This window comes from Pseudomonas sp. NPDC087598 (assembly GCF_044743525.1).
In the GTDB taxonomy this organism is placed as follows: Bacteria; Pseudomonadota; Gammaproteobacteria; order Pseudomonadales; family Pseudomonadaceae; genus Aquipseudomonas.
Genome location: NZ_JBIUWQ010000002.1, coordinates 203,557 through 227,518, shown reverse-complemented (window position 1 = coordinate 227,518; position 23,962 = coordinate 203,557). Strand labels below are relative to the sequence as shown.

Genomic DNA, 23,962 nt, shown 5'->3' with positions numbered 1-23,962 from the left:
CCCGCAAATGTCACCCGAATGTCACGCAAAGGCGCAGAACAGAGGGGGTGACAGCACCGCACTCCCTTGTGGGAGCTGGCTTGCCAGCGATGAGGCCGATACTTTCACAATCTTCATAGACTGACACTCCGCTATCGCTGGCAAGCCAGCTCCCACAGGTTTTTGGGTAAGCCCGATTCTCCAGTGGCCCCGGCTGGCCCCGTTTGCCCCCCTCGCTGTCCCGCAATGCCCTCAACCGTTGTCTGCCGCTGTCTTAAGGTGTGATCACAACAATAAGCGGCACCCCACGCGAGGAACGTCATGCGTTCAATCCGATTCATCGCATTGCTGACTCTGGCCATCGCACTGGCCGGCTGCGGCGATGACGCCAAACCGTCGGCCACTTCCAGCATCGCCGGCAATGCCTTGCCCAAAGACCCGGCACTGGCGCAGATCTACGCCAACAGTTGCCAACTCTGCCATGCCAACCCTGCCGCCAATGCGCCACTTACCGGTGACCGTAAAGCCTGGGCGCCGCGTATCCAGCAGGGCGTCGACACGCTTCTGGACCATGCCATCAATGGCTACAACGGCATGCCGCCGATGGGCCAGTGCGTCGAGTGCTCGGAAGAGCAATTCCTGCAATTGATCGGCTTCATGGCCGACCAGCCTCTCCCACAATAAGGGTGCGCGCATGACCATGGATCTCACACGGCGGCAGTTGTTGCAACGGGCAAGTATCGTCGGCGCCTTCAGCGCGTTGGCCAGCAACCCGGCGTTGGGCCAATTGCTCCGCGCGCCACGCTTGATTCCGTGGCGCAACTGGTCGGGTGGGCAGAGTTGCCTGCCGGCAGCGCGGCTGGCGCCGAAGAATCTCGATGAGCTGACGACCGTCATCAGGCAGGCGCAAGGCAAGATCCGCCCGGTCGGCTCGGCGCATTCCTTCAGCGCGCTGGTGCCCACCGACGGCACGTTGCTGTCGCTGAGTTACTTCAACGGTCTGCTCGATCACGATGCGAAAACCCTGCAAGCCGAATTCGCCGCCGGCACGCCGATGTCGCGCATGGGCGCGCCGTTGAAAGACATTGGCCAGGCCCTGCAGAACATGGCCGACATCGATTACCAGACCCTTGCCGGAGCGATCTCGACCTCGACCCACGGCACCGGCAAAAACTTTCAGTCCTATTCCGCGCACGTCTGCGGCATGCAACTGGTGACCGCCAGCGGCGATGTGCTCGACTGCGACAGCCAGCGCCATCCCGAGGTGTTCAACGCGGCCCGCGTGTCCCTTGGTGCCCTCGGCGTGGCGACAAAAATCCGCCTGCAAAACCGCCCGGCCTATCGTCTGCGCGAACGCCAGTGGATCGCCAAGACCGAAGAACTGCTGGAAGACCTCGACAAAAACACCCGTGAAAACCAGCATTGGGAAATGCTCGTCGTCACCCATTCCGATTACGCGTTGTCCATCGCCCTCAACGAAACCGACGACCCGGCCACACCGCCGATCCCGCCCGAAGAGGAGGGCGGCAACGAGTTCGTCACCCTGATCGAGAAGATCGACAAATACGGCAGCGACTTCCCCGACCTGCGCCGGACGATGCTCAACAGCCTGCGCCATCTGGCGAGTTTCGATGACCGTGTGGGCGACTCCTTCGACATCTACGCCAACGTGCGCACGGTGCGTTTCAACGAGATGGAATACTCGGTGCCCGCCGAATACGGCCCGGCGTGTCTGCGCGAAATTCTCAAGCTGATTCAGGACAAGGACCTGCGCACCTGGTTTCCCATCGAGTACCGCTACGTCAAGGCCGATGACATTCCGTTGAGCATGTTCGAGGGCCGCGACAGCTGTTCGATCTCGGTGCACCAGCATTACCAGATGGATCATCACAACTTCTTCGCCGCCGTCGAACCGATCTTCTGGAAGTACAACGGCCGGCCACACTGGGGCAAGTTGCACACGCTGAATGCGCGAACCTTGCAACCGCTGTATCCGCGCTGGCGTGAATTTGTCGAGGTGCGCCAGGCGCTCGATCCCAGCGGCAAGTTTCTCAATGCGCATCTGTCGTCAATTCTGGGGGTGAGCTGATGGCGGTCAATCGACGTAATTTTCTGCTTGGCACGCTGGGTGTCGGAGCGCTGTTGGTGGGAGTCGGCGCGTGGCTGCGGCCAGGGGATCGTGGCGCGCCGTACAGCGAATACTTCCGTGCACTGAATAAAGAGCTGAAGGAAAAAGGGCCGATGCGCCCAGTGCTGCTGATTGATCTGGATCGCCTCGATCACAACATCGACGTGGTGATGCAGTCGGTCAAGCGCGGCGGCAAGCAACTGCGGCTGGTGGAAAAATCGCTGCCGGCGCCTGGACTGTTGAGCTACATCGGCCAGCGCGCCGGGACACAGCGTCTGATGTCGTTTCATCAGCCGTTTCTCAATCACGATGCGCTCACGTTCCCGCAGTCGGACATCTTGCTCGGCAAACCGCTGCCGGTGCGTTCGGCCGAACTGTTTTATCGGAATCACAAAGGCCCATTCGATCCGAGCAAACAGCTGCAATGGCTGCTCGACGGCCCTGAACGTTTGCAGCAGTACCTTGCGCTGGCTCAGGGTCTGGGCACGCGGCTGCGCATCAACATCGAGCTGGACGTGGGCCTGCATCGCGGCGGTGTCATTGACGTGAACGTTCTGGGGCAGATGCTCGCATTGATCAGCGCCAACCCGCAGCATCTGGAGTTCGCCGGGTTCATGGGCTACGACCCGTTCGTGGGCATGGGGGTGCCGGGGATTCTTGGCTCGCCTGAAGAACTGTTCGCCAAGGTCATGGTGATTTATCAGCGCTGCGTGGATTTCACCCGGCATCAATTTCCGGCCTTGTGGCACGACGGCTTGTGCCTTAACACCGCTGGCAGTCCGAGTTACCGCATCCATGAAAACGAAAAGCTCAGCAGCGAAGTCTCGGTCGGCACGGCGATGCTAAAACCGACGCACTACGACTTGCCGTCGCTGGTCGAGCACGTGCCCGCAACCTACATCGCCACGCCGGTGTTGAAGAGCACTGGCGCGGTGAACATTCCGGCGCTGGATGACAAGTCGAAGCTGTTCTCGTGGTGGGATCAGAACCAGCGTCAGACGTTTTTCATCTACGGCGGCAACTGGATGGCCGAGTTCGAATCGCCCCAGGGTTTACAGAGCAACAGCGTCTACGGACGCAGCTCCAACCAAGAGATGGTCAATGGCTCCAGCGCCGTCGGCCTGACGATAGAAGATCAAGTCTTCCTTCGCCCGACCCAGACCGAAGCCGTACTCCTGCAATTTGGCGATCTGCTGGCAGTGCGCAACGGCAAGATCGTCGACACCTGGCCTGTCTACACCTGACCCAAAATCCCCTCAAATCCCCCTGTAGGAGTGAGCCTGCTCGCGATAGCGTCCTGTCAACTGACATTTATTGTGCTGACACACCGCTATCGCGAGCAGGCTCACTCCTACAGTGGATGTGTGTACACCCACACGCTGTAATGAAGCTTTTATGACAAAAGTTCGGTAGCACATCGCCAGTCCGGTCATGCCTATGTAACGCGCTTGAGGGGCCCAACGGGGCGCTTTTCACAAGCCGAGGCGGGACGCCGGGAGTGAGGCAATGGGGACTATGGAACGCTACTCGAAAGTGGGCATGCAGGAACTCGATCAACGCCTGTCGAAGATCGTCGAAGCCGCGCGCAAGAAGCCGGTTTCGGTGTATCGCTACGGCGCGCCGTGGGTCTGGATCGTGTCGCAGGATGACTGGCAGGGCGCCTTGAAAGAAGTGTCCAGCTACATTCCGCCAGGCCATTCGCTGGTCCTGTTGCGTCCGCAGATCGACGATTTGCTCGACACCCATCGCGAGCTCCTGCACGACCTCAATGCCGAGCCCGGCATGTTGATCCCCGCGCAAACGGTCATGCACATCCTGCTGCTGCAACTGCTGTATTCGGTGCCCAGCGAGCAGCAACTGTATGAACAGCTCAATTACAACCTGCTGTTCCGCTGGTTCGTCGGCCTCGGTCTGAACCAGAAAGTCTGGAGCTTCAACGTCCTCAGTCGCGACATCGCCACGCTGCTCAACAACCCGCAGGCGGTGCAACTCATTCAGAAAATCATTGGCGAAGTGTTCTGCGGAGCCTTGCTGCAAATGCCCGAGTTCTCGTTGAACTTCGCGCTGCTGCACACCTGGCTCGGCAAGCACGCCTGCGCCCCGCACGTCAGCAACTAACAGCGGCAACACGCAAGGCGCTGAAGCGCCAACAGGTCATCGCGAATTCAGGGGGTAGTGTGGAACCGATTTTCAAGTCACGGCTGGCGCTGTGGGGCTGGCTGCTGGTGACGGCGGGCGCGCAGCCGGCATTGGCCGGAGAAGCCGCGCAAACGGCCGCGGCGCAGCGTCTGGTCGACGTCAACGAGTACTTTGTGCGCGGCAATACCGTGCTCGATGCGCGGGCCATTGAAGAAGCGGTGTACCCGTTTCTCGGCCCGCAAAAAGCCCTCACCGATATCGAAGGCGCGCGGGATGCCTTGCAGAAGGCTTATCAGGAACGCGGCTATCAATCGGTGTTCGTCGAGCTGCCGGAGCAGGCTGTGGCGGATGGCATCGTCTATCTGCAAGTCAGCGAAACCAAGGTCGGCCGGGTCCGCGTGGTCGGCGCCAAACACTATTCGCCACTGGACATCCGCAACGACGTTCCAGCGCTGAAGGAAGGCGAGGTGCCGGACTTCGCCAAGGTTCAGGGTGAACTGGCGCAACTCAACAAGACTCCGGGCCGGCAGGTCATGCCTTTGGTGCGCGAAGGTCAGCGCCCGGGCACCATGGATGTCGATCTGCAGGTCGAAGACCAGAACCCGTGGACCGCCAGCGTCGGCCTCAACAACGACTACAGTGCCGACACCGAAAAACTGCGCACCGTCACCAGCCTTGGTTACAACAACCTCTGGCAACTCGGCCACAGCGTCAACCTGACGTTCTTCACCGCGCCGCAGGACACCGACAACGCCAAGGTCTGGTCAGGTTCGTACACCGCGCCACTGACCGATCGCTGGAGCGTGCAGTTCTCCGGTTACCAGTCCGACAGCAACGTTGCCACCATCGGCGGCAGCAACGTGCTCGGCAAGGGCCATTCCTACGGGGTGTCGGCGATCTATACGCTGCCCTCCAGTGGCAACTGGTCGAACTCGCTGTCGGCCGGCATCGACTTCAAGGACTTCGACGAACGCCTGACCTTGTCCGGCGACAGCGACAAGGTGCCGCTGCAATACGCGCCGTTCACCTTCGCCTACAACGGCTATCGCTACAGCGAGAAGAGCCAGCTCGGCCTCGGCCTGAGCCTGGTCGCCGCTACCCGCAGCATCTTCGGCTACGGCAGTTCCGACGAAGACTTCGACTACAAACGCTACCGCGCCAAACCGAGTTTCGCCGTGCTCAAGGGCGATACCAATTACACCTGGACCTTCGACAGCGACTGGCAAAGCGCGAGCAAAGCCGCGTTCCAGTTAGCGTCCGGGCCACTGGTTTCCAACGAACAATTTTCTGCCGGTGGTGCCACCTCGGTACGCGGTTATCTGGCGGCCGAACGCACCGGCGATGACGGCTTGCTGCTCAGCCAGGAAGTGCGCACGCCGTCGCTGGCCAAGTACGCCGGCACGTGGATGCAGGACTGGCGCTTCTACGCCTTTGCCGAAGGCGCTCAGCTTTATCTGCGCGATGAGCTGCCGGACCAGGACGCCAATTACGCCCTGGCCAGCATCGGCCTCGGCACCCGCGCCAGCCTGAGCAAATGGCTGTCCGGCAGCCTCGACTGGGGCTACCCGCTACTCGAAGGGCCGAACACCTCGAAACAGGAATCGCGCCTGCACTTCAACCTTCAAGCCACTTTCTGACAAGGAGCACGTTCATGCAGCGCCTCTTCCTTTCGTTGTTGATCTGCCTGGGCTTCGTGCTCCCGGCCACGGCTCAGGCCTGGTGGCAGGACGACTGGCATTACCGCAAACAGATCGCCGTCGACACCACGCCGCAAGGCGCCGGGATCAATCAGGCACTGGGCCGCACCGCGTTGCTGGTACGGCTGCACACCGGCAACTTCACCTTTGACGGGGTGAAAGAGGACGGCGCGGATCTGCGCTTTGTCGCTGCCGACGACAAGACCGTGCTCAACCACCAGATCGAAAGTTTCGACGCGCTGATGGGCATGGCGCTGATCTGGGTCGATGTGCCGAATGTCGAGGGCGGCCAGCGCCAGGACATCTGGATGTATTACGGCAATCAGAAGGCGCCGGCGACCGGCAACGGCCAACTGACCTTCGATCCGAATTACACCGCGCTGTATCACTTCGACGGCGCCACCGGCACCCCGGCCAAAGACACCACGGCCTACGGCAACACCGCGCAAAGTGCGACCGGTGCAGCGATTGATGGCGTAGTCGGGCGGGCCTTGCAGTTCAGCGCTCAGCCGTTGTTGCTGCCGGCCAGTCCGTCGTTGCAACACAACGCCGGCAGTGCGTTTACCTTCAGTGCCTGGCTGCGCCTGGATCAGGCCAATGGCGAGCAACTGATTCTGGCCCGTCGTGAGGGCGCCAACAGCCTGCTGGTCGGCGTCAATCAGGGCGTGCCGTTTGTGGAAATCGATGGCCAACGCGCCGTCGCCACTCAGGCACTGAATCCGGGCCAATGGCAACACGTTGCACTGACCGCTGAAGGGGCCAAAGTCACGCTGTACATCAACGGCCGCGAAGGCGCGACACTCGCCCAGGCGATGCCAGCGTTCAACTCGGTCATGGCCATCGGCGCCGATCTGCACGAAGGTCCGTTCCAGCCGTTCGTAGGCGCGATTGATGAACTGCGTCTGTCGAAAGTCGCCCGTCCCGCGCCACTGTTGCTGGCCGATGCCACCTCACAAGGTGCCGAGTCGAAACTGGTCGCTTACGGTGTCGATGAAGAACAGTCCGGGTTCGGTTTCGGCAGCCTCGGTTTCCTGCTCAACGCCGTGCCCATCGACGCTTGGGTGATCATCGCCGTGCTGGTGCTGATGATGTTCCAGTCGTGGATCATCATGCTGCGCAAGAACCGCACGCTGAGCCGCGTGACCGCTGCCAACGAAGACTTCCGCGTGCAATTCGCCAAGGTCGGCACACGTCTGGAAATGTTCGCCGACGACACGCAACTCGCCCAGCGCCTGCAGCATTCGCCGCTGTGGCGTCTCTATCAAGTCGCGGTGAAAGAGATCCGCACCCGTCGTGAGCAGGGCGCCGATACCTCTTCGGTTTCCGCCGCGACCATCGAAGCGATCCGCTGCTCGATGGACGGCGTGCGTACCCGCGAAAATCAGCAACTGAGTTCGAAACTCTCGACCCTGTCCAACGCCATCGCCGGCGGCCCGTACATCGGCCTGCTCGGCACCGTCATGGGGATCATGGTGGTGTTCCTCGGCACGGCCATGGCCGGCGACGTGAATATCAATGCCATCGCGCCGGGCATGGCCGCAGCCTTGCTCGCCACGGCGATGGGCCTGTTCGTCGCGATCCCGGCGCTGTTTGGCTACAACCGCCTGATCACCCGTAACAAGGAAGTCAGCGCCGACATGCGCGTGTTCGTCGACGAGTTCATCACCCGTCTGGCGGAGATGCACGGCGAGAGCCAGTTCAGTGAGTCGGCGCATCAGCGCGGCAATCACGCCAACCACTCCGTACCGGCCTGAGGAGCACTGACATGGCGTCCGTAAATGCCTCCCACGACGATGACGAAGATGCAGCAGTGGACAGCATCAACATCACCCCATTGGTCGACGTGCTGATGGTGGTGCTGGTGATGTTCATCCTCACTGCCACCGCACAGGTCTCGGGGATTCAGATCAACTTGCCCAAGGCCAGCGCTTCGGTGTCGTTGTCCGAGGCCAAGACCAAGGCGATTTCGGTCAACGACGGCGGTCAGGTGTTCCTCGATGCCTACCCTGTGACGTTGGCCGAGCTGGAGGAGCGTCTGCGCATCGAGAAGGCGCAGAGCCCGGACTTTCCGGTGATCGTGCGCGGCGACGCTACGGTGCAGTACCAGAAGGTCATCGAAGTGCTGGATCTGTTGCGCCGGCTCGAACTGTCCCAGGTCGGTCTGGTGACCGGCAAACCGAGTCAGGGCTGAGTCATGACTGCACAACTCCCGATCGAGCCGCTGCCGGTGAAAAGTCCGCTGCTGCGATATGCCAAGTGGGGCGCCGGATTGCTGATTGGCGCACTGGCCGCGTGGTTCCTGTGGCAGTGGGCCAACGACATGAGTGGCGTCCGCCGCGAAGCGCCGAAGGTGCCGACGATCATCCCATTGCCGCCACCGCCACCGCCGCCGCCGGAGAAACCGCCGGAGCCGGAAACCCCGGTGGAAGAAAAAGTCGTCGAGCCTGAACCGACGCCGGAGCCAGAGGAGGTCAAGCCCGAGGAAGAGGCGCCGCCATCGCCGGCGGACGATCTGGCCAATCCGATGCAAATGGACGGCGATGCGCAGTCGGGCAACGACGCTTTCAACATCGGCGCGGGCAAGGGCGGCGGCATGGCCGGCACCGGGGGCGGGCGACTGGGCACCGGGACTTACAGCCAGTTCCTCGCGTTCACCTTCCAGAAGCTGCTGCGCGAGAACCCTGACCTGCGCAACCTCGCGTTTTCGCTGCAGGCCGATGTCTGGCTGAGCAGCGTCGGCGAGATCACCCGGGTCGAGCTGATCAAGTCCAGTGGCAACCCTGAAATCGATACGCAAGTGCTGGCCGCGCTACGCGGTGCGCCGGCCCTGAGCGAACGGCCTCCGGCCTCCATCACTTTGCCTGTGCGCCTGTCCCTGCAAGGACGGCGTCCGGGTTAACCGAATTCTTAGAGTTTTGCCAAAAGGAGTTGTGTGCAGATGATTTCCAACGTGAATCGATTGTCCCTGGCGGTCGGCATGGTCATTGCGACCCTGGTCGGTCAGGCCGTGGCAGCGCCTGCGCCCTCGGAGAACGCCACGATCAATCTGATCCGCTTGCTGGTCGAGCAGGGCATTCTGAAACAGGACAAGGCCGACGCGCTGATCGCTCAGGCGCAGAACGAAGCGGCGCAGGCCAAGCAGGCCGCCGCGTCCAGCGCCGTGGTCGCTGCCGGACCGGTCGCGGCACCGGGCGATGTCCGTGTGCAATACGTGCCGGCCGCCGTGCGCGATCAGATCCGCGATCAGGTCAAAGCCGAAGTCATGGCCACCGCCAAACAGGAAAACTGGGCAGCGCCCAACACCTTTCCGGACTGGGCTTCGCGCATCAGTTTCGACGGCGACATTCGTCTGCGTGACGAATCGCGTTACTACTCGGACAGCAACAGCAACGAAATCGTCGACTTCGCCAAGCTCAACAACAACGGCCCGTACGACGTCAACCCGAACAGCAGCACCAACCTGCCGCCGTTGCTCAACACCCGCGAGGACCGCACCAACCAGTTCCGCATTCGCGCACGTCTGGGCATGAAAGCGGTGATCTCGCCGGAATGGACCGCCGGCATCCGCATCGGTACCGGCTCGGACAACAACCCGGTTTCGACTACGCAAAGCCTGGGCGGCGGCTTCGCCAAAAAGGACATCTGGCTCGATCAGGGCTACCTGAACTGGAAGCCTACGGATGAGTTGACCCTGACCGGCGGGCGCTTCGCCAACCCGTTCATGTCCACCGACATGCTCTATTCCAACGACTTGAATTTCGACGGCGTGGCGGCGATTTTCGACCACAAGCTCAGCCGCGACTGGGGCGTATTCGGCACCATCGGCGCGTTCCCGGTGGATTACACCAACGACACCGCGAGCAGCAACGGCTTCGACAAGGAAGAGAGCGACAACAAATGGCTGTACGGCGCGCAAGTCGGCGCCAAATGGGCGATCAACAGCAACAACCGTTTGAAAGGTGCGTTGGCTTACTACCGCTTCGACGACATTCAGGGCCAGCGCTCCAGCCCTTGCGAACCGTGGGCCGGTGCGCCGGGCTGCGACAGCGACGGCAGCCGCGCGGCGTTCATGCAGAAGGGCAACAGCGTGTTCCTGCTGCGCGACATCACGCCGAACCCGCTCAACCCGACCACTACGCCGCAGCCGCAATTCGTTGGTCTCGCTTCCGAGTTCAACTTGCTCGACCTCAACCTGGTGTGGGATGCCGACCTGCCGGAAGACTTCAAGCTGCGCAGCCAGGGCAACTACATCCACAACCTCGCTTACGACGAAGGCGACATGCGCAAACGTTCGGCCGGGCAGATCGTCAACAACCTCGACAGCAATGGCGACATCGAAAGCGGCGCCAATGCGTGGATGGTGCAGTTCACCCTCGGCAGCGCTCTCGATCTGAAGAAGCAGGGCGACTGGAACATGTTCGCCGGCTACAAGTACATCCAGCCGGATGCCTTGCCGGACGGCTTCAACGACTCGTCGTTCCACCTCGGCGGCACCAACGCCAAGGGCTATTTCATCGGCGGCAACTACGGTCTGGCGAAGAACGTTTACGCGACCGGTCGCTGGATGAGCACCGAAGCGGTGTACGGCGCGCCGTTCGACATCGACGTCTTGCAGCTTGAGATCAACACGCGCTTCTAAGGCGCCGGGAGAGGGTTATGAACACGCGATTGTTGTTGCTGGGGCTGGGAATGTTGATCGCGACAGGGGCAAGTGCCGAAGGCATGGAAGAGCGCTTGCGCACGCAGTTGCGCAGCACCACCCAGCAGTTGCAGGCCCTGCAAAGTCAGCAGGCCCAGGCCAGCGCCGCGCAACTCGCAGCGCAGAACGAAGCCAAGGCTGCGCAGGCGCAAATCAAGCAATTGACGGCGGAACTGGCCAAGGCCAAAGGCGTTGCCGAGCAACTGGCCGGGCAGCAGCAAAGCCTGCACAGCCAGGCGCAGGCGCAAGTGGCGGCCAGCGCCGAGCAGACCGGCAAGTTCAAAAAGGCCTATGACGAGTTACTCGTCATGGCCCGTGCCAAAGAGGCAGAACGGTCTAAGCTTCAAGCGCAATTGGCTGAACGTGACACACAAGTGCAGCAATGTTCAGTCAAGAATCAGCAGATGTACGGCGTCGCCAAGCAGATCCTTACCGCCTACGAAAACATCGACGTGGCCGAGGTGATGAAGATTCGCCAGCCCTTTGCGGGCAGTGCCCGGGTCAAGTTCGATGAACTGGCCCAGGGGTTTGGTGACGACCTTTACAAGACGCAATTCGACGCGCCGCAAGCCGCGCTCGCACACTGAATTGAAAGACTGATAAACAAGGAAGAAACAATGACTCAATTGATCAGCCACGTATCGCCAAAATCCCTGACCCAAGTCCTGCAAGCGGCCGGTTATCGCGTCAACGAAACCGAACAGAACGGCATCGTCCAGTTGCTCAGTGCCAGCCAGGGCATCGGCTACGCCGTGCGTTTCGGCAACCCGGCGGTGGAGCAGGGCAGCTTTGTCGATTTCACTTTCAGTTGCGCGCTGCGCGTGCAGGGTGAGCTGCCGCAAGGTGTGGCCGAGCAGTGGAACGCGACCCGACGTTTCGCACGGTTGTCGTTGCAGGGCGAGTTTCTGGTGATGGAAATGGACGTGGTGGTGGCGGCGGGCGTGAGCAACGATCACCTGCGCGGCAATCTGGAACTGTGGGATCGTCTGTTGCAGGAATTCATCGTCTATCTGCGTGATTTCACTCAGAACGGCGCGGCGCAAACCGCGAAAGTGGCCGTCGCCGAGCAAGAGGAAGTCGCGCTGTGAAAAAACCTGCCATGGTGATCAGCGCCGCTGCGGTGGCGCTGTTGGTGGTGGCCGTGGCGTTGGCCGTGCGACCGGGCAATGACCCGGTCGCCGCCCAGCAATCGTCGCCGGTGGCGGCGGTTGCCACGGGGCCGGCGGTGGCGCGGTTGGGCAATCAACAGGTGTCGCCTGCGGAATTGCAGACGCTGTTGGCGACGGTGCCGCCGGAAACCCGCGAACAGCTGCGCGGTAATCGTGAGGCGCTGGAACGCTGGATTCGTACGCGTCTGGCCGAGAAAGCGGTGCTGGAGCAGGCTGATGCTCAGGGTTGGGCGCAGCGGCCGGACGTCGCGCAGCAGATGCGTGCGGCGAGCGAACAGATCGTCTTCCGCGATTATTTGCGTTCGGTCAGCCAAGTGCCGGCCGAGTATCCGAGCGCGGCCGAGTTGCAGCAGGCGTATGACGCTGGCAAAGCCAATTGGCAAACGCCGGCGCTGTATCGAGTCAGTCAGATTTTCCTCGGGGTGAATGAGCCGCAGAACCTGGAAGCGGTGCGCAAACAGGCGGGGGAATTGAGCAAGAAAGCGCAGGCCGCGCCGGGTGAGTTTGCCGCGCTGGCGACGCAGTACTCGCAGGATCGCGCCACCGCCGAACGCGGCGGGGACACGGGGCTGCAACCGTTGCAGCAACTGGTACCGGAAGTGCGTGGGGCGGTGGCGCGCCTCAAGGTCGGCGCCGTGTCTGACCCTGTGCAAAGCGCGGCCGGGTTTCATGTGATCAAACTCACCGAGCAGCAACCGGCGCGCACGGCGACGCTGGATGAACTGCGTGATCAATTGACTCAGGCCTTGCGCGCCCAGCGGCAGGAGCAGATTGCCCAGGCGTATCTGGACGGCATGCTCAACACCGCAACGCTGAGCATCGACGGCGCTGAACTGAACAAGGTCCTCGAGCTGAAAAACTGATTTCAGCTGCACCACAAGCCCTGTGGGAGCTGGCTTGCCAGCGATAGCGCAATGTCAGTCACCAGCGATGTTGAATGTGCCGACCTCATCGCTGGCAAGCCAGCTCCCACAGGTGCTTCACAGGGTTCAGAAGTTTATCAAGTGCTGGAAGCCATCAAACAACAAAGATCGACAGGGAGTCATCGATGTCATTCACCGAACCCGCAGGACGACAGGGCGGTGCCGAGTTTCGCTGGCCGCAGGGCAACAGCGAACCTTGGCTGGCGCAGGCGTCGATGATCAACGCCGAGGTCGCGCAATACTTTCTGGTCAGCGCCCGCTGCGGTTGCTTTATGCAGGCCGCGCGCAGTCTCAATGTGCGTTCGACCTTGTTGCGTAAGCAATTGGCGCAACTGGAGCAGGAGCTGCAACATACCTTGTTCAGCTTTCAGGGCAGCGCGTTGAGCCTGACCCGCGAAGGTCAGCAACTCCAGGCAAAACTGGTCGCCCTGGCCAACGAGCGCAAACTGCCGGTGGTCGAACAGCCACTGATCCGTCTGGCCGTCGCCGAATCGATCCTGCATGACATTCTCGGTCGTGACTTGATCGCGTTGCTGCGCCGCAACGCCAGTGTGCGCCTGGAAATCATCGCTCTCGACAGCGAATTGTCCCTGCGCGTGGTCAGCGCCGACATTGTCCTCTGGCTGGCCCACGGCGACTCTACGCATCCCGGCCCGACCTTTGCCACCAGTGAACCGCAGCGTCTTGCGCGACTGGACTACCTTCCGCACATCGCCAAACGTTATTCGCGTGTCACTGCGCGTCCGGACAGCCCGGACGATCTCGCCGATTTCATGCTGGTGCAATGGCAGCACGACCGGCAGATCGACAGCTTCCGCCCTTGGAACAACCTCGTCGAACAACGCCTGGCCGGGGTGGTGCAGATGCAGTCCTACGAGCTGATGCTGGAGATGATCCGTTGCAGCGCCTGCATCGGCCTGCTGCCCATGTACATGAGCCGCTATGACCGTGGCTTGGTGGCATTGCCGGGATTGTTCGAGGAGTCGATGCAGTTGCAGGCGTGGCTGGCGGTGAATGCCGAGTCGCAAGCGCTGGCCGAAGTGCAGGCGCTGGTGGAACTCATCCATCACACCTTCAACGAACGCCAGGAATGGTTCCAGCATTGATGCAATCCTCCTGAAACCCCAAATCCCCTGTGGGAGCGAGCCTGCTCGCGAAAACGGTCTGACATTCAACATCTCTGTTGCCTGATGCACCGCTTTCGCGAGCAGGCTCGCTCCCACATGTTGATACTCGCCAGGTAGAGGCTCATCGGTTTAGAGTGGTCGGCCACTCATCGATCACGGACAGATCCGCCATGCCCGAGCACAACCCCGCCTTTCATATCGAGCGCTTCAACGAATCCCACGTCGAGGGCATCACCGCGCTGTACAACGATCCGGCCGTGAGCCGGCAGGTGTTGCAGATGCCGTTTCAATCCACCGAGATCTGGCGCAAGCGACTGATGCCGGACAACGAGCGCGTGGTGCAGCTGGTGGCGTTGCATCAGGGTGGGGTGATCGGCAATCTGGGCCTGGAAAACTTTTCGCGGATTCGCCGCAGTCACGCCGGCAGCGTCGGCATGGCCGTTGCGGTGGCGTGGCAGGGCAAGGGTGTGGGTTCGGCATTGCTGGCAGCGGCGCTGGACGTCGCCGACAACTGGATGAATCTGCACCGCGTCGAGTTGTCGGTGTACGCCGATAACGAGGCGGCCATCGGTCTCTATCGCAAGTTCGGTTTCGAGACCGAAGGCCTGTTTCGCGACTATGCGGTGCGCGACGGGCAATGGGTCGATACGTTGAGCATGGCCCGACTGCGCAACCGTCCGAAAGCCTGACTCAGTCGCTCAGTGCGAACGCCACCGCCGATTGCGCATGCAGCTCGGTGGTGTCGAGCAAGGGCAAGGCGCTGTGTTCGGGTTTGATCAACATGCCGATTTCCGTGCAGCCGAGGATGATTGCCTGGGCGCCACGCGACGTCAGCGACTCGATCACCTGCTGGTAAATCTTGCGCGATGCCTCGCTGATCACCCCTACGCAGAGTTCGTCGTAGATGATCCGGTGCACGTCCTTGCGTTCAGCATCATCCGGCACCAACACCGTCAAACCCTGGGCAATCAGGCGTTGCTTGAGGAAATCCTGTTCCATGGTGAACGCCGTGCCGAGCAAGCCGACCGTTTTCGCGTCAATCGCAATCGCTGCCTGCGCGGCCGGTTCGGCAATGTGCAGGAACGGAATGCTGATCGCTGCCTGAATCTGCTCGGCCACCTTGTGCATGGTGTTGGTACACAGCACCACGCATTCGGCACCGCCGGCCTCAAGCCTGCGCGCGGCATCCACCAGAATCGCTGCTGCGTCGTCCCAGCGTCCGGCGTGCTGGGCCTGTTCGACCGGGCCGAAATCGACGCTGTACATCAGCAATTGTGCCGATCGCAACGGGCCGAGACGATCACGAACCTGTTGATTGATGAGGCGATAGTATTCGGCGCTGGACTCCCAGCTCATGCCGCCGATCAGGCCGATGGTGCGCATTGGATTTCCCTTGGTGATTAAGGTTGGGCGTGGGCAGAGTGTCCATTTGTTCACGAGCGCATGCCAGTGCCAGGCAAACTGTACCGTTGATCCTTCTGCAAAGTGTCACGGTGCCGGCTTCTGAGGTTTAACGTACGCCGGCGCTTCGATCTGTCACTATCGGGGAACGCAGGCTCACCGAGGAACGTACCGATGAACGACGTACAACAGCTGGGCGAAATGCTTCGTCACTATGCCGAGAGTGAAGCGCACAAGAAGCAATTGTTCGAAACCCAGTCACAGGCGTGGGCAACACGCATCACCGAACTGTTCAGCCTTATCCAGCAATGGCTGGAGCCGGTGCAGGCGCCGCATCTGCTGGAAGTGAGTCGTGAGGCGTATGTCGCTTTCGGCCCGAGCACGCCGGTGGAGACTTCGACCTTCAAGACTGAAAAGCTGAGCATCGTGATCGCCGGCAAACCGGTGGAATTCGTGCCCGATGTGATGGGCAACGCGGGCCAGATTTCGCTGGCGGTGATGGGCCTGACGGCGGCGCGCTACGGCAGTATTTCGCTGGTGGGGTTGCCGGACGGCGAGTGGCAGTGGCGCAAGACCAATGGTTTGAAGGATCCGGATACGTTTGCCTTCGATGCAAACTTCCTCGCGCAGCAACTGCAAAGCCTGATCCCCCGCGACCGCACCTAGATCGGAGGGATTCACACACTTCCCTGTGGGAGCGAGCCTGCTCGCGAATGTGATACATCATTCAACATCGATGTCGAGTGATCTACCGTATTCGCGAGCAGGCTCGCTCCCACATTGGTTTTGGGGTGACTTACATATCCAGGTTGATCCAGCCGGGTTTGGCGACTTCTGGCGCCACCGCTTTTACGGTTTTGCCGGTCGCCAGCTCAACCCGCCGCGCCACTTCCGGATCATCGGCAAACGGCACCATGCTCGCATCCTCCAGACTCTGTGCCGTCTCCCGCCGCAGGCAGTACTCCACCGCCAGCCACAGAAATACCACCCCCAACACATTGAAGAAAATATCCATATTGACCGGCTCCCTGTCTCAGGCGATCTGCGCTTCACGGTGGGCGATGGCCACATCCGCGACGCGCACCGTGCGCCAGACGTTGTAGGCCATCAGCAACATGCCGCTGAGGAAGAACACCCCGCCGGCAAAGCGCACGATGAACCCCGGATGACTGGCCTGGAGCGCCTCAACGAATGAATAGGTCAGCGTGCCGTCTTCGTTGATCGCACGCCACATCAGGCCTTGGGTGATGCCGTTGACCCACATCGAGGCGATGTACAGCACCGTGCCGATGGTTGCCAGCCAGAAGTGCAGGTTGATCAGCGGCGTGCTGTACATCTGCTCGCGGCCAAAGACTTTCGGCACCATGTGATAAGTCGCGCCGAAGGTGATCATCGCCACCCAGCCGAGCGCGCCGGCGTGGACGTGGCCGATGGTCCAGTCGGTGTAGTGAGAGAGGGCGTTGACGGTCTTGATCGCCATCATCGGCCCTTCAAACGTCGACATGCCGTAGAACGCCAGCGACAGCACGAGGAACCGCAGAATCGGGTCGGTGCGCAACTTATGCCAGGCGCCCGACAAGGTCATCATGCCGTTGATCATCCCGCCCCAACTCGGTGCCAGCAGGATCAGCGACATCGCCATGCCCAACGACTGCGCCCAGTCCGGCAGCGCGGTGTAGTGCAGGTGGTGCGGGCCGGCCCAGATGTACAGGGTGATCAGTGCCCAGAAATGCACGATCGACAACCGATACGAGTACACCGGGCGATTGACCTGTTTCGGCACGAAGTAATACATCATTCCGAGGAACCCGGTGGTCAGGAAGAAACCTACGGCGTTGTGCCCGTACCACCACTGCACCATGGCGTCGGTGGCGCCGGAATACACCGGATACGACTTGAACCAGTCCACCGGAATCGACAGGTGATTGACCACGTGCAACATGGCGATCACCAGAATGAACGCGCCGAAAAACCAGTTGCCGACGTAGATGTGTTTGGTCTTGCGCTGCACCACGGTGGTGAAAAACACGATGGCGTAGGCGACCCAGACCACGGCCATCCACACGGCGCCGGAGAATTCGATCTCGGCGTATTCCTTGGTGGTGGTGTAGCCCATCGGCAAGGTGATCAGCATGATCACGATTACCGATTGCCAGCCCCAGAAAGTGAACGCGGCGAGTTTGTCCGAGTACAGCCGTACCTGGCAGGTGCGCTGCACCGCGTAGTAACTGGCAGCGAATTGCGCGCTGCCGGCGAAACCGAAAATCACCAGGCTGGTGTGCAGCGGACGCAAGCGGCCGAAGGTGGTCCAGGGCAAGTCCAGGTTCATGTCCGGCCATACCAGTTGCGAGGCGATCCATACCCCCATCGCCATGCCCACGACACCCCAGAAAACCGTCGCGATAACGAATTGGCGGACGACCTTGTAGTTATAAGCCTGTCCGATTGTTGCTGTGCTCATGGTCAGTTCATCCACGGTTGCAAAGTCTTGCCAGGCCACCCGGTCTGGCATGGGTTGCACTGTAGAAACCCCGCCGGAAACAAAACAGGCTCAGGAATCTTTCATTTGTGCGGATCAGATTGAAGCGCTGACTGCGGCGTTCTGCCGCGCCCTGATATGGTTTTTATCGTTTCAGGTGAATCTGTTGCGTGCTGCGCCGCTTCGTCATAGTGCTCTGAAGAAAACTGTGGGAGCGAGCCTGCTCGCGAATGCGGTGTGTCAGCCAACAATGCAGTTGCCTGACACACCGCATTCGCGAGCAGGCTCGCTCCCACAGAAATAACTGATGAGGTAGCCGATGTACCAATACGATGATTACGACCGCGCACTGGTGTTCGAGCGTGTCGCGCAGTTCCGCGATCAGGTCGAGCGCTTCATGGCCGGGGAATTGAGCGAAGAAGAGTTTCTGCCGCTGCGTCTGCAAAACGGCCTGTACATGCAAAAGCACGCGTACATGCTGCGGGTGGCAATTCCCTACGGCACGCTGAGCGCTGCGCAAATGCGCACGCTGGCGAGCATCGCCGCTGATTACGACCGTGGCTACGGGCACTTCACCACACGACAGAACATGCAGTTCAACTGGATCGAACTGGCCGAAGTGCCGGACATCCTCGAACGCCTGGCCCAGGTCAACATGCACGCGATCCAGACCTCCGGCAACTGCGTGCGCAATATCACCACCGAAGCGTTTGCCGGCGTCGCGGCGGACGAGTTGATCGACCCGCGCCCGCTGGCGGAAATCCTCCGGCAGTGGTCGACGATCAACCCGGAGTTCCTGTTCCTGCCACGCAAATTCAAGATCGCCATCTGCTCGGCGAAGCAGGATCGTGCGGCGATCATGATGCACGACATCGGCCTCTACCTTTACCCCGGTCGTGACGGCCAGATGCTCCTGCGAGTCATCGTCGGTGGCGGACTGGGGCGCACGCCGATCCTCGGGTTGCAGATTCGCGACGGGCTGCCGTGGCAGCATCTGCTGTCGTATGTCGAAGCGGTGCTGCGGGTCTACAACCGCCACGGCCGGCGCGACAACAAGTACAAGGCGCGGATCAAGATTCTGGTCAAGGCGCTGGGCATCGAGGCATTTGCCAAAGAAGTCGAAGAAGAATGGCAACACCTCAAGGACGGCCCGGCGCAACTTACCGATGCCGAATATCAGCGGGTCGCCAGCGCCTTCGTGCCGCCGACCTACCGGGCACTGCCGGATACCGATCTGGACTTCGGTACGCGCCTCGCCGAGAGCCCGGCGTTTGCCCGTTGGGTGGCGCGCAACGTGCAAGCGCACAAAGTGGCGGGTTACACCAGTGTGGTGCTCTCGACCAAACCAGGCCTAGCCTCGCCGCCGGGCGACGTCACCGGGTTGCAGATGCTTGCAGTCGCCGACTGGTCGGAGCGTTTCGGTTTCGGCGAGATCCGCATTGCCCATGAGCAGAACATTGTCCTGCCGGATGTGCCGAAAGCCGATCTGTATGCCTTGTGGCAACTGGCGTGCGAGCGGCAGCTGGGCAGCGCCAACGTTGGCTTGCTGACCGACATCATTGCTTGCCCCGGCGGTGATTTCTGCGCGCTGGCCAACGCCAAGTCGATCCCGATTGCGCAGGCGATTCAGGCGCGTTTCGATAACCTCGACTACCTGCACGATCTGGGCGATATCAGCCTGAACATCTCCGGCTGCATGAATGCCTGCGGCCATCACCACATCGGCAACATCGGCATCCTTGGCGTCGACAAGAACGGCAGCGAGTGGTACCAGATCACCCTCGGCGGCGCGCAGGGCAAGAACAGCGCACTGGGCAAAGTGATTGGTCCGTCGTTCAGCGCCGCCGAAGTGCCGCAGGTCATCGAACGGATCATCGGCACTTTTGTGCGTTACCGCGAGAGTGAGGAATTGTTTGTCGACACCCTGGCGCGGATTGGCCTCGAACCGTTCAAGGAACGGGTGTATCCGAAAGTGCTGGAGGTCTCGGCATGAATAATCTGCTGCGACTGGAACAGGGCGTGGCGCGGCTTGTGACCGATGATCCGTGGACATTGCTTCGCGAACCGTCAACGCCACGACCCGCAGGATTATTGATTCTGCCGTTGGCGCACTGGCTCGAATCGCCCTCGACTCACGCTGTGTGGCTGGGGCCGGACGATGAAGTCGAAAGCCTGGTCCCGTGGCTGGCCTCACTGCCGCTGATCGCCCTCGACTTCCCGAGTTTTCGCGACGGCCGCGCCTACAGTCAGGCGTATCTGCTGCGCAGCCGTTTCGGCTGGGCAGGGGAATTGCGCGCGATTGGCGATGTGCTGCGCGATCAGCTCAGCCACATGCGCCAGTGTGGCTTCGACAGTTTCGCCGTGCGCGAAGACAAATCGGCCGAGGATGCACTGAAGGGCCTGGCGGGCATGAGCGTGCTGTACGGCCGCTCAGTCATCGAACCCCGCCCGCTGTTTCGAAGACGCTGAGTACCTGTGGCGAGGGAGCTTGCTCCCGCTGGGTGGCGAAGCCGCCCCAAAACCAAACAATGCGATCTATCAGGTGACAGGTGCTGGCCTTTTTTGGGAGTGCTGCGCACTCCAGCGGGAGCAAGCTCCCTCGCCACAGTGTTTCGGTGTTGCCAGTACCGGGGAAACCCTTAGAACCTTCGCTGATCAGGCATTTTCCCTTGGGTCGATGATGGCCTTTTGTTAGAGTCGCCGTCGCCAGCGGGTTTTCGGCTGGACGATGGAACCGAAGAAGGGAGTCTGATCAGTGAGTCCGGGCAAGAAAATCCTCGGCCTTACCGCGTTGCTTTTGATGCTGACGCTGTGGGCCAGTTACTTTTATGTATTCAAGGAAAGCCGCGACGGCCAACTTGGCGGCGCCGGCGAAAGCACGGCGTGGTGCGGTACTCCACCCAGCAACGAAGCGGCATTGCTGGGCAAGGATCAACTGACCTTGCGCGTCACCAACAACCTGCGCGGCGAGTTCATGCTCAGCGGTTCGCTGGTGGTCTCCGAACGCACGTTCAACCGTTATGACCTGAGCCGCAATGAACTGCGCCTGCGTCTGGAACCGTTGCAGTGGACCTACGGCGCCACGCCGATCTTCCTCGAACAGGTCAAGCTCCAGCCACTGAGCCGCAACCTCTCGGCCACCAACAAAAGTGCCTACACGGAACTGGAGCCACGCCCGATCGGCGTTCAAGGTCAGGTCACCGAATTTCCGTTCGATACCTACCGTTATGGCTACAAACCGGTGCTCTATTACCTCAAGGGCAGCGAGCGCGTCGACTTGCGTTTCAAGAACATCACCACGCTGATGGAGATGTCCAATACCTTCACGCCGATTCAGAAGTACAACCGCGTCGACTACATCAACGAGAAAAACTCGATGATCCGCGACGAAGACTACAAGGCTTACGGCCCGCACGAATGCGCATTCAGCGTCGAACGCAAAGGCTCGTTCAAGGTGGTTGTGCTGATGCTTCTGCTGGTGCTGTGCCTGCCGCTGATGCTGGTGTTCTATCGTGACGCGCCAGGGATCGACTTCCTTGCCACGCTGGTCGGCGTGGCCGTGGTCCGAGGCCTGTTGATCGGGCCGGTGCAAGACTTCCAGCTGTACAACATCGACTTCCTGTTTGGGGCGGCGATTCTGATGGTCGGGACGGTGTCGCTGATCAAGGCGATGCGCATCCACAGCCGACGCGAAATCGCCCTGCGCAGCGGCGAATCCTCCTGGTAAAAACTTACCCCTGTAGGAGTTGCCGCAGGCTGCGATCTGTTGATCTTAAAGTTCAACATCAAAGGATCGCAGCCTGCGGCAGCTCCTACAGGGGGTAGTAGGTTATTTCAGGGCGGGATCGCCCATGTTCATCTTCTTCCAGCCTTGCAACAGCACCTGCGCCTTCGGTTCCTGACCGCTGTCGAGGTACCACTGAATCAACGACAGCCGCGCATTGCGGTTGGCCGGCTGGACCTTGAGCAGGCCTTCCAGTACCGCGCACGCCTCATCGACTTTGCCACTCTCGTGCAGGGCCACTGCCAGCACGTATCCGTACTGCGCGTTCTGCGGCTCAAGTTCGGCGGCTTTTTTCAGCGGGGCCATGGCCTCGGCGGTTTTGCCGGCGCGGATCAACGACAGGCCTCGGGTGTGCTGCATCAGTGCCGCGTCCGGGTGTTCCTTGAGGCTATCGGCCAGCAGCTTTTGCGCTTCCTCACTGCGACCATTCGCTTCGAGCCATTGCACCAGCGTCACCAGCGCCGGGTAGAAATCCGGGTCGCGCTTGAGCGCTGTGCGCAGCAAACCCTCGACTTCCGAGCCGCGACCACTGGCCTGATAGAGCATCGCCAGGTTCAGATTGGCCTCGGCGCGTTCCGCCAGACTTTTCTGCACCGTTTCGTACTCGGCAATCGCCGCGTCCCAATTGGCTTGCGCTGCGCCCAGTGCATTGTTGCGCGCTACATTCAGCAGGTCTCGGGCCGCGACTATGCGCACAGCTTTCACCGGATCAGCCAACAGTGGCGACAACAACGGCGCACGCTCCGGCGGTGGCAGAAACGCGCTGATTGCCCGCACCGCGCTTTCCCGAACCTGCGGCGTCGAATTCTTCAAGTCCTGAGTCGCCAGTTTCAGCGCCTGTTCACTGGGGTACAGCGGCAGCTCCGCGAGCAGCGTGGCGCGCTGGATGCCCGGCAGATTGCTGCGCTGCAATTGCGTGTATAGCGCGTCGGCAGCGCCCGGCTGGCCGTTGCGGATCAGCCACAGGCTTTCGTCATAACGCGGCGCTTGCGGGGCAGTGGAGGCGCTCCACAACTTGAACTGCGCGGTGACCTTGTCGCCAGCCTTGCCCTGATGACAGGTCAGACACGCGTCCGGAGTACCGAGTTTCTGCGCACGTTCCGGATTGGGAATGCTGAAACTGTGGTCATGGCGGAAGTCGTTGCCCATGTAGAACTTGCCGGGCATGTGGCAATCGACACATTGCGAGCCGGGCTGGCCCATGGTGTGGCGGGTGTGCTCAATGGAGTCATAGTTCTTCGCTTGCAGGCCTTTACCGTCGACGCCTTCCACTGAAGTTTTGCCGGCAGTGTTGTGGCATTGCAGGCACACCGCATTGCCCGGGGCTTTCAGCTCGGTGCTGTGCGGGTTGTGGCAATTGCTGCAACGCACGCCCTTGTCGAACATTTTGCTTTGCAGGAACGAGCCGTGTTCGAACACTTCATCCTTGATCTTGCCGTCCAGCGCATACAGCTCGCGGGTGAGGGTGCTCGGCAGGTAATCGTCCATCAAGCGTTTGCCGACCGTGTAGCCATCGCCCAACGGTGCGCGACGCGCGTGGCAGCGGGCGCAGGTTTCGATTTCGACGGTGGCGTTCTTGTCCTTGAGGTCGACAGCAAAACCGGCGTGGATCAGATCGGTTTTTTTCTGCGTCCATTCCAGGTGATTCGATGCCGGGCCGTGACAGGCCTGACAACCGACGCCGAGGCTGTTCCACTGGCTGTTGAACGTATTGCTGGCCGCGTCGAAATTGCGCTTGAAGCCGGTGGTGTGGCACTCGACGCACATGAAGTTGGCGTTCTGGCTCGGCTTGCTCCAGTGCAGCGGATTCTTGAAGTTCACACCCTGGCCGGGGTAGAGGTGAAACCAGCGATGTTTCTCGGTATCCCACGCCACGCCGAGCGCTTGCAGGCGTCCTTCGCCGACTTCGATCAGGTATTGCTGCAGCGGGGCGATGCCGAAGGTGTAGGCGACTTTGAAGTCGGTATTCTTGCCGTCGATGCCGGGCGTGTTGACCCAAAACTCATCACCCTTGCGCGAGAATCGCGTGGTTTCCTTTTCAGCGTTGAACGTCACGTTACTGAAGTCGCCGAGCATCGTTTCGGCCGTCGCCGGTTGCATCGCCAACTGATGATGCGAGCCTTGCCAGTCCTTGACCTGTTCGGTGTGGCAGCCCTGGCACTGTTGTTCATCGACGAAAGTGGCCGGCGCGCTCGCGACGGTTTTCACCGGGGCCGGCTTCGGTGCGGGCGCGCTGATTGGCGTCGGATTGCTCGGCGCAGGTTTTACCGGGGCGGGCGCCGGGCTGAACAGAAACCAGCCAATTACCGCCACGGCTGCCAGCAGCAATCCGATGGTGACGGGAAACAGGTAGCGAGAATAAAAGGTCGGTGGAGCATCAGGCTGAAGCGGTGCGGCTTTATTTTTATGCTTGGGCATTGCGACTTCCGTAGTCCAG

22 protein-coding genes are annotated in these 23,962 nt (G+C 61.0%); 18 read left to right on the top strand and 4 right to left on the bottom strand.

Translation table 11 applies throughout. The features are described 5' to 3' along the window. Positions 1-300: 300 nt before the first annotated feature. The 14 genes from ACIOWE_RS02395 (at position 301) to ACIOWE_RS02330 (ending at position 14,550) form a co-directional block, all read left to right on the top strand. Entirely contained in the window at positions 301-663 is a 363-nt protein-coding gene (locus ACIOWE_RS02395; protein ID WP_401386908.1) for a c-type cytochrome, read from the top strand. Between the two features lie 76 nt (positions 664-739). Continuing rightward, complete coding sequence (locus ACIOWE_RS02390) at positions 740-2,068, top strand: D-arabinono-1,4-lactone oxidase (RefSeq protein WP_401386934.1); 1,329 nt, start codon at positions 740-742, stop codon at positions 2,066-2,068. Positions 2,069-2,142: 74 nt separating this feature from the next. Next, positions 2,143-3,351, top strand: a complete 1,209-nt coding sequence (locus tag ACIOWE_RS02385; RefSeq protein ID WP_401386932.1) for a DSD1 family PLP-dependent enzyme — start codon at positions 2,143-2,145, stop codon at positions 3,349-3,351. 262 nt (positions 3,352-3,613) lie between these two features. After that, positions 3,614-4,225: a transposase gene (locus ACIOWE_RS02380; RefSeq protein ID WP_103302175.1), complete on the top strand. Its 612-nt coding sequence runs from the start codon at positions 3,614-3,616 to the stop codon at positions 4,223-4,225. 59 nt (positions 4,226-4,284) lie between these two features. Then, on the top strand, positions 4,285-5,883 hold the full coding sequence (locus ACIOWE_RS02375) for a ShlB/FhaC/HecB family hemolysin secretion/activation protein (RefSeq protein WP_401386905.1): 1,599 nt from the start codon (positions 4,285-4,287) through the stop codon (positions 5,881-5,883). 14 nt (positions 5,884-5,897) lie between these two features. After that, positions 5,898-7,697 (top strand): DUF2341 domain-containing protein, encoded by a 1,800-nt coding sequence (locus ACIOWE_RS02370; protein WP_401386902.1) that lies wholly within the window; start codon positions 5,898-5,900, stop codon positions 7,695-7,697. Positions 7,698-7,708: 11 nt separating this feature from the next. After that, positions 7,709-8,134: a biopolymer transporter ExbD gene (locus ACIOWE_RS02365; protein WP_007915482.1), complete on the top strand. Its 426-nt coding sequence runs from the start codon at positions 7,709-7,711 to the stop codon at positions 8,132-8,134. 3 nt (positions 8,135-8,137) lie between these two features. Then, positions 8,138-8,842, top strand: coding sequence for an energy transducer TonB (locus tag ACIOWE_RS02360; RefSeq protein ID WP_401386898.1), 705 nt, complete (start codon positions 8,138-8,140; stop codon positions 8,840-8,842). Positions 8,843-8,881: 39 nt separating this feature from the next. Further along, positions 8,882-10,582: a putative porin gene (locus tag ACIOWE_RS02355; RefSeq protein ID WP_401386895.1), complete on the top strand. Its 1,701-nt coding sequence runs from the start codon at positions 8,882-8,884 to the stop codon at positions 10,580-10,582. 17 nt (positions 10,583-10,599) lie between these two features. Further along, the gene (locus tag ACIOWE_RS02350; RefSeq protein ID WP_401386893.1) at positions 10,600-11,229 is read left to right on the top strand and encodes a DNA repair protein; all 630 of its coding nucleotides are present in this window, start codon (positions 10,600-10,602) and stop codon (positions 11,227-11,229) included. 30 nt (positions 11,230-11,259) lie between these two features. Continuing rightward, positions 11,260-11,730 carry a YbjN domain-containing protein gene (locus tag ACIOWE_RS02345; protein WP_401386890.1) on the top strand — a complete coding sequence of 157 codons (471 nt, stop codon included), beginning with the start codon at positions 11,260-11,262 and terminating at the stop codon, positions 11,728-11,730. Further along, entirely contained in the window at positions 11,727-12,674 is a 948-nt protein-coding gene (locus ACIOWE_RS02340) for a peptidylprolyl isomerase (protein ID WP_401386888.1), read from the top strand. Before ACIOWE_RS02345 ends, ACIOWE_RS02340 begins: the two co-directional genes overlap by 4 nt. 185 nt (positions 12,675-12,859) lie before the next feature. Further along, positions 12,860-13,840 carry a LysR family transcriptional regulator gene (locus tag ACIOWE_RS02335; RefSeq protein WP_401386886.1) on the top strand — a complete coding sequence of 327 codons (981 nt, stop codon included), beginning with the start codon at positions 12,860-12,862 and terminating at the stop codon, positions 13,838-13,840. Between the two features lie 191 nt (positions 13,841-14,031). Next, positions 14,032-14,550, top strand: coding sequence for a GNAT family N-acetyltransferase (locus ACIOWE_RS02330; RefSeq protein ID WP_401386883.1), 519 nt, complete (start codon positions 14,032-14,034; stop codon positions 14,548-14,550). A 1-nt stretch (position 14,551) separates the two neighbouring features. Here ACIOWE_RS02330 and ACIOWE_RS02325 read toward each other — a convergent pair whose 3' ends face one another. Then, positions 14,552-15,244: an aspartate/glutamate racemase family protein gene (locus tag ACIOWE_RS02325; protein ID WP_401386880.1), complete on the bottom strand. Its 693-nt coding sequence runs from the start codon at positions 15,242-15,244 to the stop codon at positions 14,552-14,554. Between the two features lie 192 nt (positions 15,245-15,436). On the opposite strand from ACIOWE_RS02325, the gene ACIOWE_RS02320 reads away from it, so the two are divergent. Beyond that, positions 15,437-15,928 carry a hypothetical protein gene (locus ACIOWE_RS02320; protein WP_401386877.1) on the top strand — a complete coding sequence of 164 codons (492 nt, stop codon included), beginning with the start codon at positions 15,437-15,439 and terminating at the stop codon, positions 15,926-15,928. A 130-nt stretch (positions 15,929-16,058) separates the two neighbouring features. Here the strand turns inward: ACIOWE_RS02320 and ACIOWE_RS02315 are convergent, their stop codons facing one another. Both ACIOWE_RS02315 and ccoN read right to left on the bottom strand, forming a co-directional pair. Beyond that, on the bottom strand, positions 16,059-16,277 hold the full coding sequence (locus tag ACIOWE_RS02315; RefSeq protein WP_401386874.1) for a cbb3-type cytochrome c oxidase subunit 3: 219 nt from the start codon (positions 16,275-16,277) through the stop codon (positions 16,059-16,061). Between the two features lie 18 nt (positions 16,278-16,295). Next, positions 16,296-17,723 carry a cytochrome-c oxidase, cbb3-type subunit I gene (gene ccoN, locus ACIOWE_RS02310; protein ID WP_401386871.1) on the bottom strand — a complete coding sequence of 476 codons (1,428 nt, stop codon included), beginning with the start codon at positions 17,721-17,723 and terminating at the stop codon, positions 16,296-16,298. 337 nt (positions 17,724-18,060) lie between these two features. On the opposite strand from ccoN, the gene ACIOWE_RS02305 reads away from it, so the two are divergent. The 3 genes from ACIOWE_RS02305 to ACIOWE_RS02295 all read left to right on the top strand — a co-directional run bounded on the left by ACIOWE_RS02305 (position 18,061) and on the right by ACIOWE_RS02295 (position 21,468). Then, entirely contained in the window at positions 18,061-19,734 is a 1,674-nt protein-coding gene (locus ACIOWE_RS02305; RefSeq protein ID WP_401386868.1) for a nitrite/sulfite reductase, read from the top strand. Then, complete coding sequence (locus ACIOWE_RS02300; RefSeq protein WP_401386866.1) at positions 19,731-20,210, top strand: DUF934 domain-containing protein; 480 nt, start codon at positions 19,731-19,733, stop codon at positions 20,208-20,210. Before ACIOWE_RS02305 ends, ACIOWE_RS02300 begins: the two co-directional genes overlap by 4 nt. 286 nt (positions 20,211-20,496) lie before the next feature. After that, entirely contained in the window at positions 20,497-21,468 is a 972-nt protein-coding gene (locus ACIOWE_RS02295) for a hypothetical protein (protein ID WP_401386863.1), read from the top strand. A 102-nt stretch (positions 21,469-21,570) separates the two neighbouring features. On the opposite strand, the gene ACIOWE_RS02290 is transcribed toward ACIOWE_RS02295, so the two are convergent. After that, the gene (locus ACIOWE_RS02290) at positions 21,571-23,943 is read right to left on the bottom strand and encodes a tetratricopeptide repeat protein (protein WP_401386860.1); all 2,373 of its coding nucleotides are present in this window, start codon (positions 23,941-23,943) and stop codon (positions 21,571-21,573) included. Positions 23,944-23,962: the final 19 nt, after the last annotated feature.

What these genes read in the sequence shown, in the direction of transcription:
- ACIOWE_RS02315 (WP_401386874.1), bottom strand. Translation starts at nt 16,277, where the DNA reads ATGGATATTTTCTTCAATGTGTTGGGGGTGGTATTTCTGTGGCTGGCG.
- ACIOWE_RS02305 (WP_401386868.1), top strand. Translation starts at nt 18,061, where the DNA reads ATGTACCAATACGATGATTACGACCGCGCACTGGTGTTCGAGCGTGTC.
- ACIOWE_RS02365 (WP_007915482.1), top strand. Translation starts at nt 7,709, where the DNA reads ATGGCGTCCGTAAATGCCTCCCACGACGATGACGAAGATGCAGCAGTG.
- ACIOWE_RS02395 (WP_401386908.1), top strand. Translation starts at nt 301, where the DNA reads ATGCGTTCAATCCGATTCATCGCATTGCTGACTCTGGCCATCGCACTG.
- ACIOWE_RS02370 (WP_401386902.1), top strand. Translation starts at nt 5,898, where the DNA reads ATGCAGCGCCTCTTCCTTTCGTTGTTGATCTGCCTGGGCTTCGTGCTC.
- ACIOWE_RS02300 (WP_401386866.1), top strand. Translation starts at nt 19,731, where the DNA reads ATGAATAATCTGCTGCGACTGGAACAGGGCGTGGCGCGGCTTGTGACC.
- ACIOWE_RS02345 (WP_401386890.1), top strand. Translation starts at nt 11,260, where the DNA reads ATGACTCAATTGATCAGCCACGTATCGCCAAAATCCCTGACCCAAGTC.
- ACIOWE_RS02350 (WP_401386893.1), top strand. Translation starts at nt 10,600, where the DNA reads ATGAACACGCGATTGTTGTTGCTGGGGCTGGGAATGTTGATCGCGACA.
- ccoN (WP_401386871.1), bottom strand. Translation starts at nt 17,723, where the DNA reads ATGAGCACAGCAACAATCGGACAGGCTTATAACTACAAGGTCGTCCGC.
- ACIOWE_RS02330 (WP_401386883.1), top strand. Translation starts at nt 14,032, where the DNA reads ATGCCCGAGCACAACCCCGCCTTTCATATCGAGCGCTTCAACGAATCC.
- ACIOWE_RS02335 (WP_401386886.1), top strand. Translation starts at nt 12,860, where the DNA reads ATGTCATTCACCGAACCCGCAGGACGACAGGGCGGTGCCGAGTTTCGC.
- ACIOWE_RS02360 (WP_401386898.1), top strand. Translation starts at nt 8,138, where the DNA reads ATGACTGCACAACTCCCGATCGAGCCGCTGCCGGTGAAAAGTCCGCTG.
- ACIOWE_RS02320 (WP_401386877.1), top strand. Translation starts at nt 15,437, where the DNA reads ATGAACGACGTACAACAGCTGGGCGAAATGCTTCGTCACTATGCCGAG.
- ACIOWE_RS02380 (WP_103302175.1), top strand. Translation starts at nt 3,614, where the DNA reads ATGGGGACTATGGAACGCTACTCGAAAGTGGGCATGCAGGAACTCGAT.
- ACIOWE_RS02355 (WP_401386895.1), top strand. Translation starts at nt 8,882, where the DNA reads ATGATTTCCAACGTGAATCGATTGTCCCTGGCGGTCGGCATGGTCATT.
- ACIOWE_RS02325 (WP_401386880.1), bottom strand. Translation starts at nt 15,244, where the DNA reads ATGCGCACCATCGGCCTGATCGGCGGCATGAGCTGGGAGTCCAGCGCC.
- ACIOWE_RS02290 (WP_401386860.1), bottom strand. Translation starts at nt 23,943, where the DNA reads ATGCCCAAGCATAAAAATAAAGCCGCACCGCTTCAGCCTGATGCTCCA.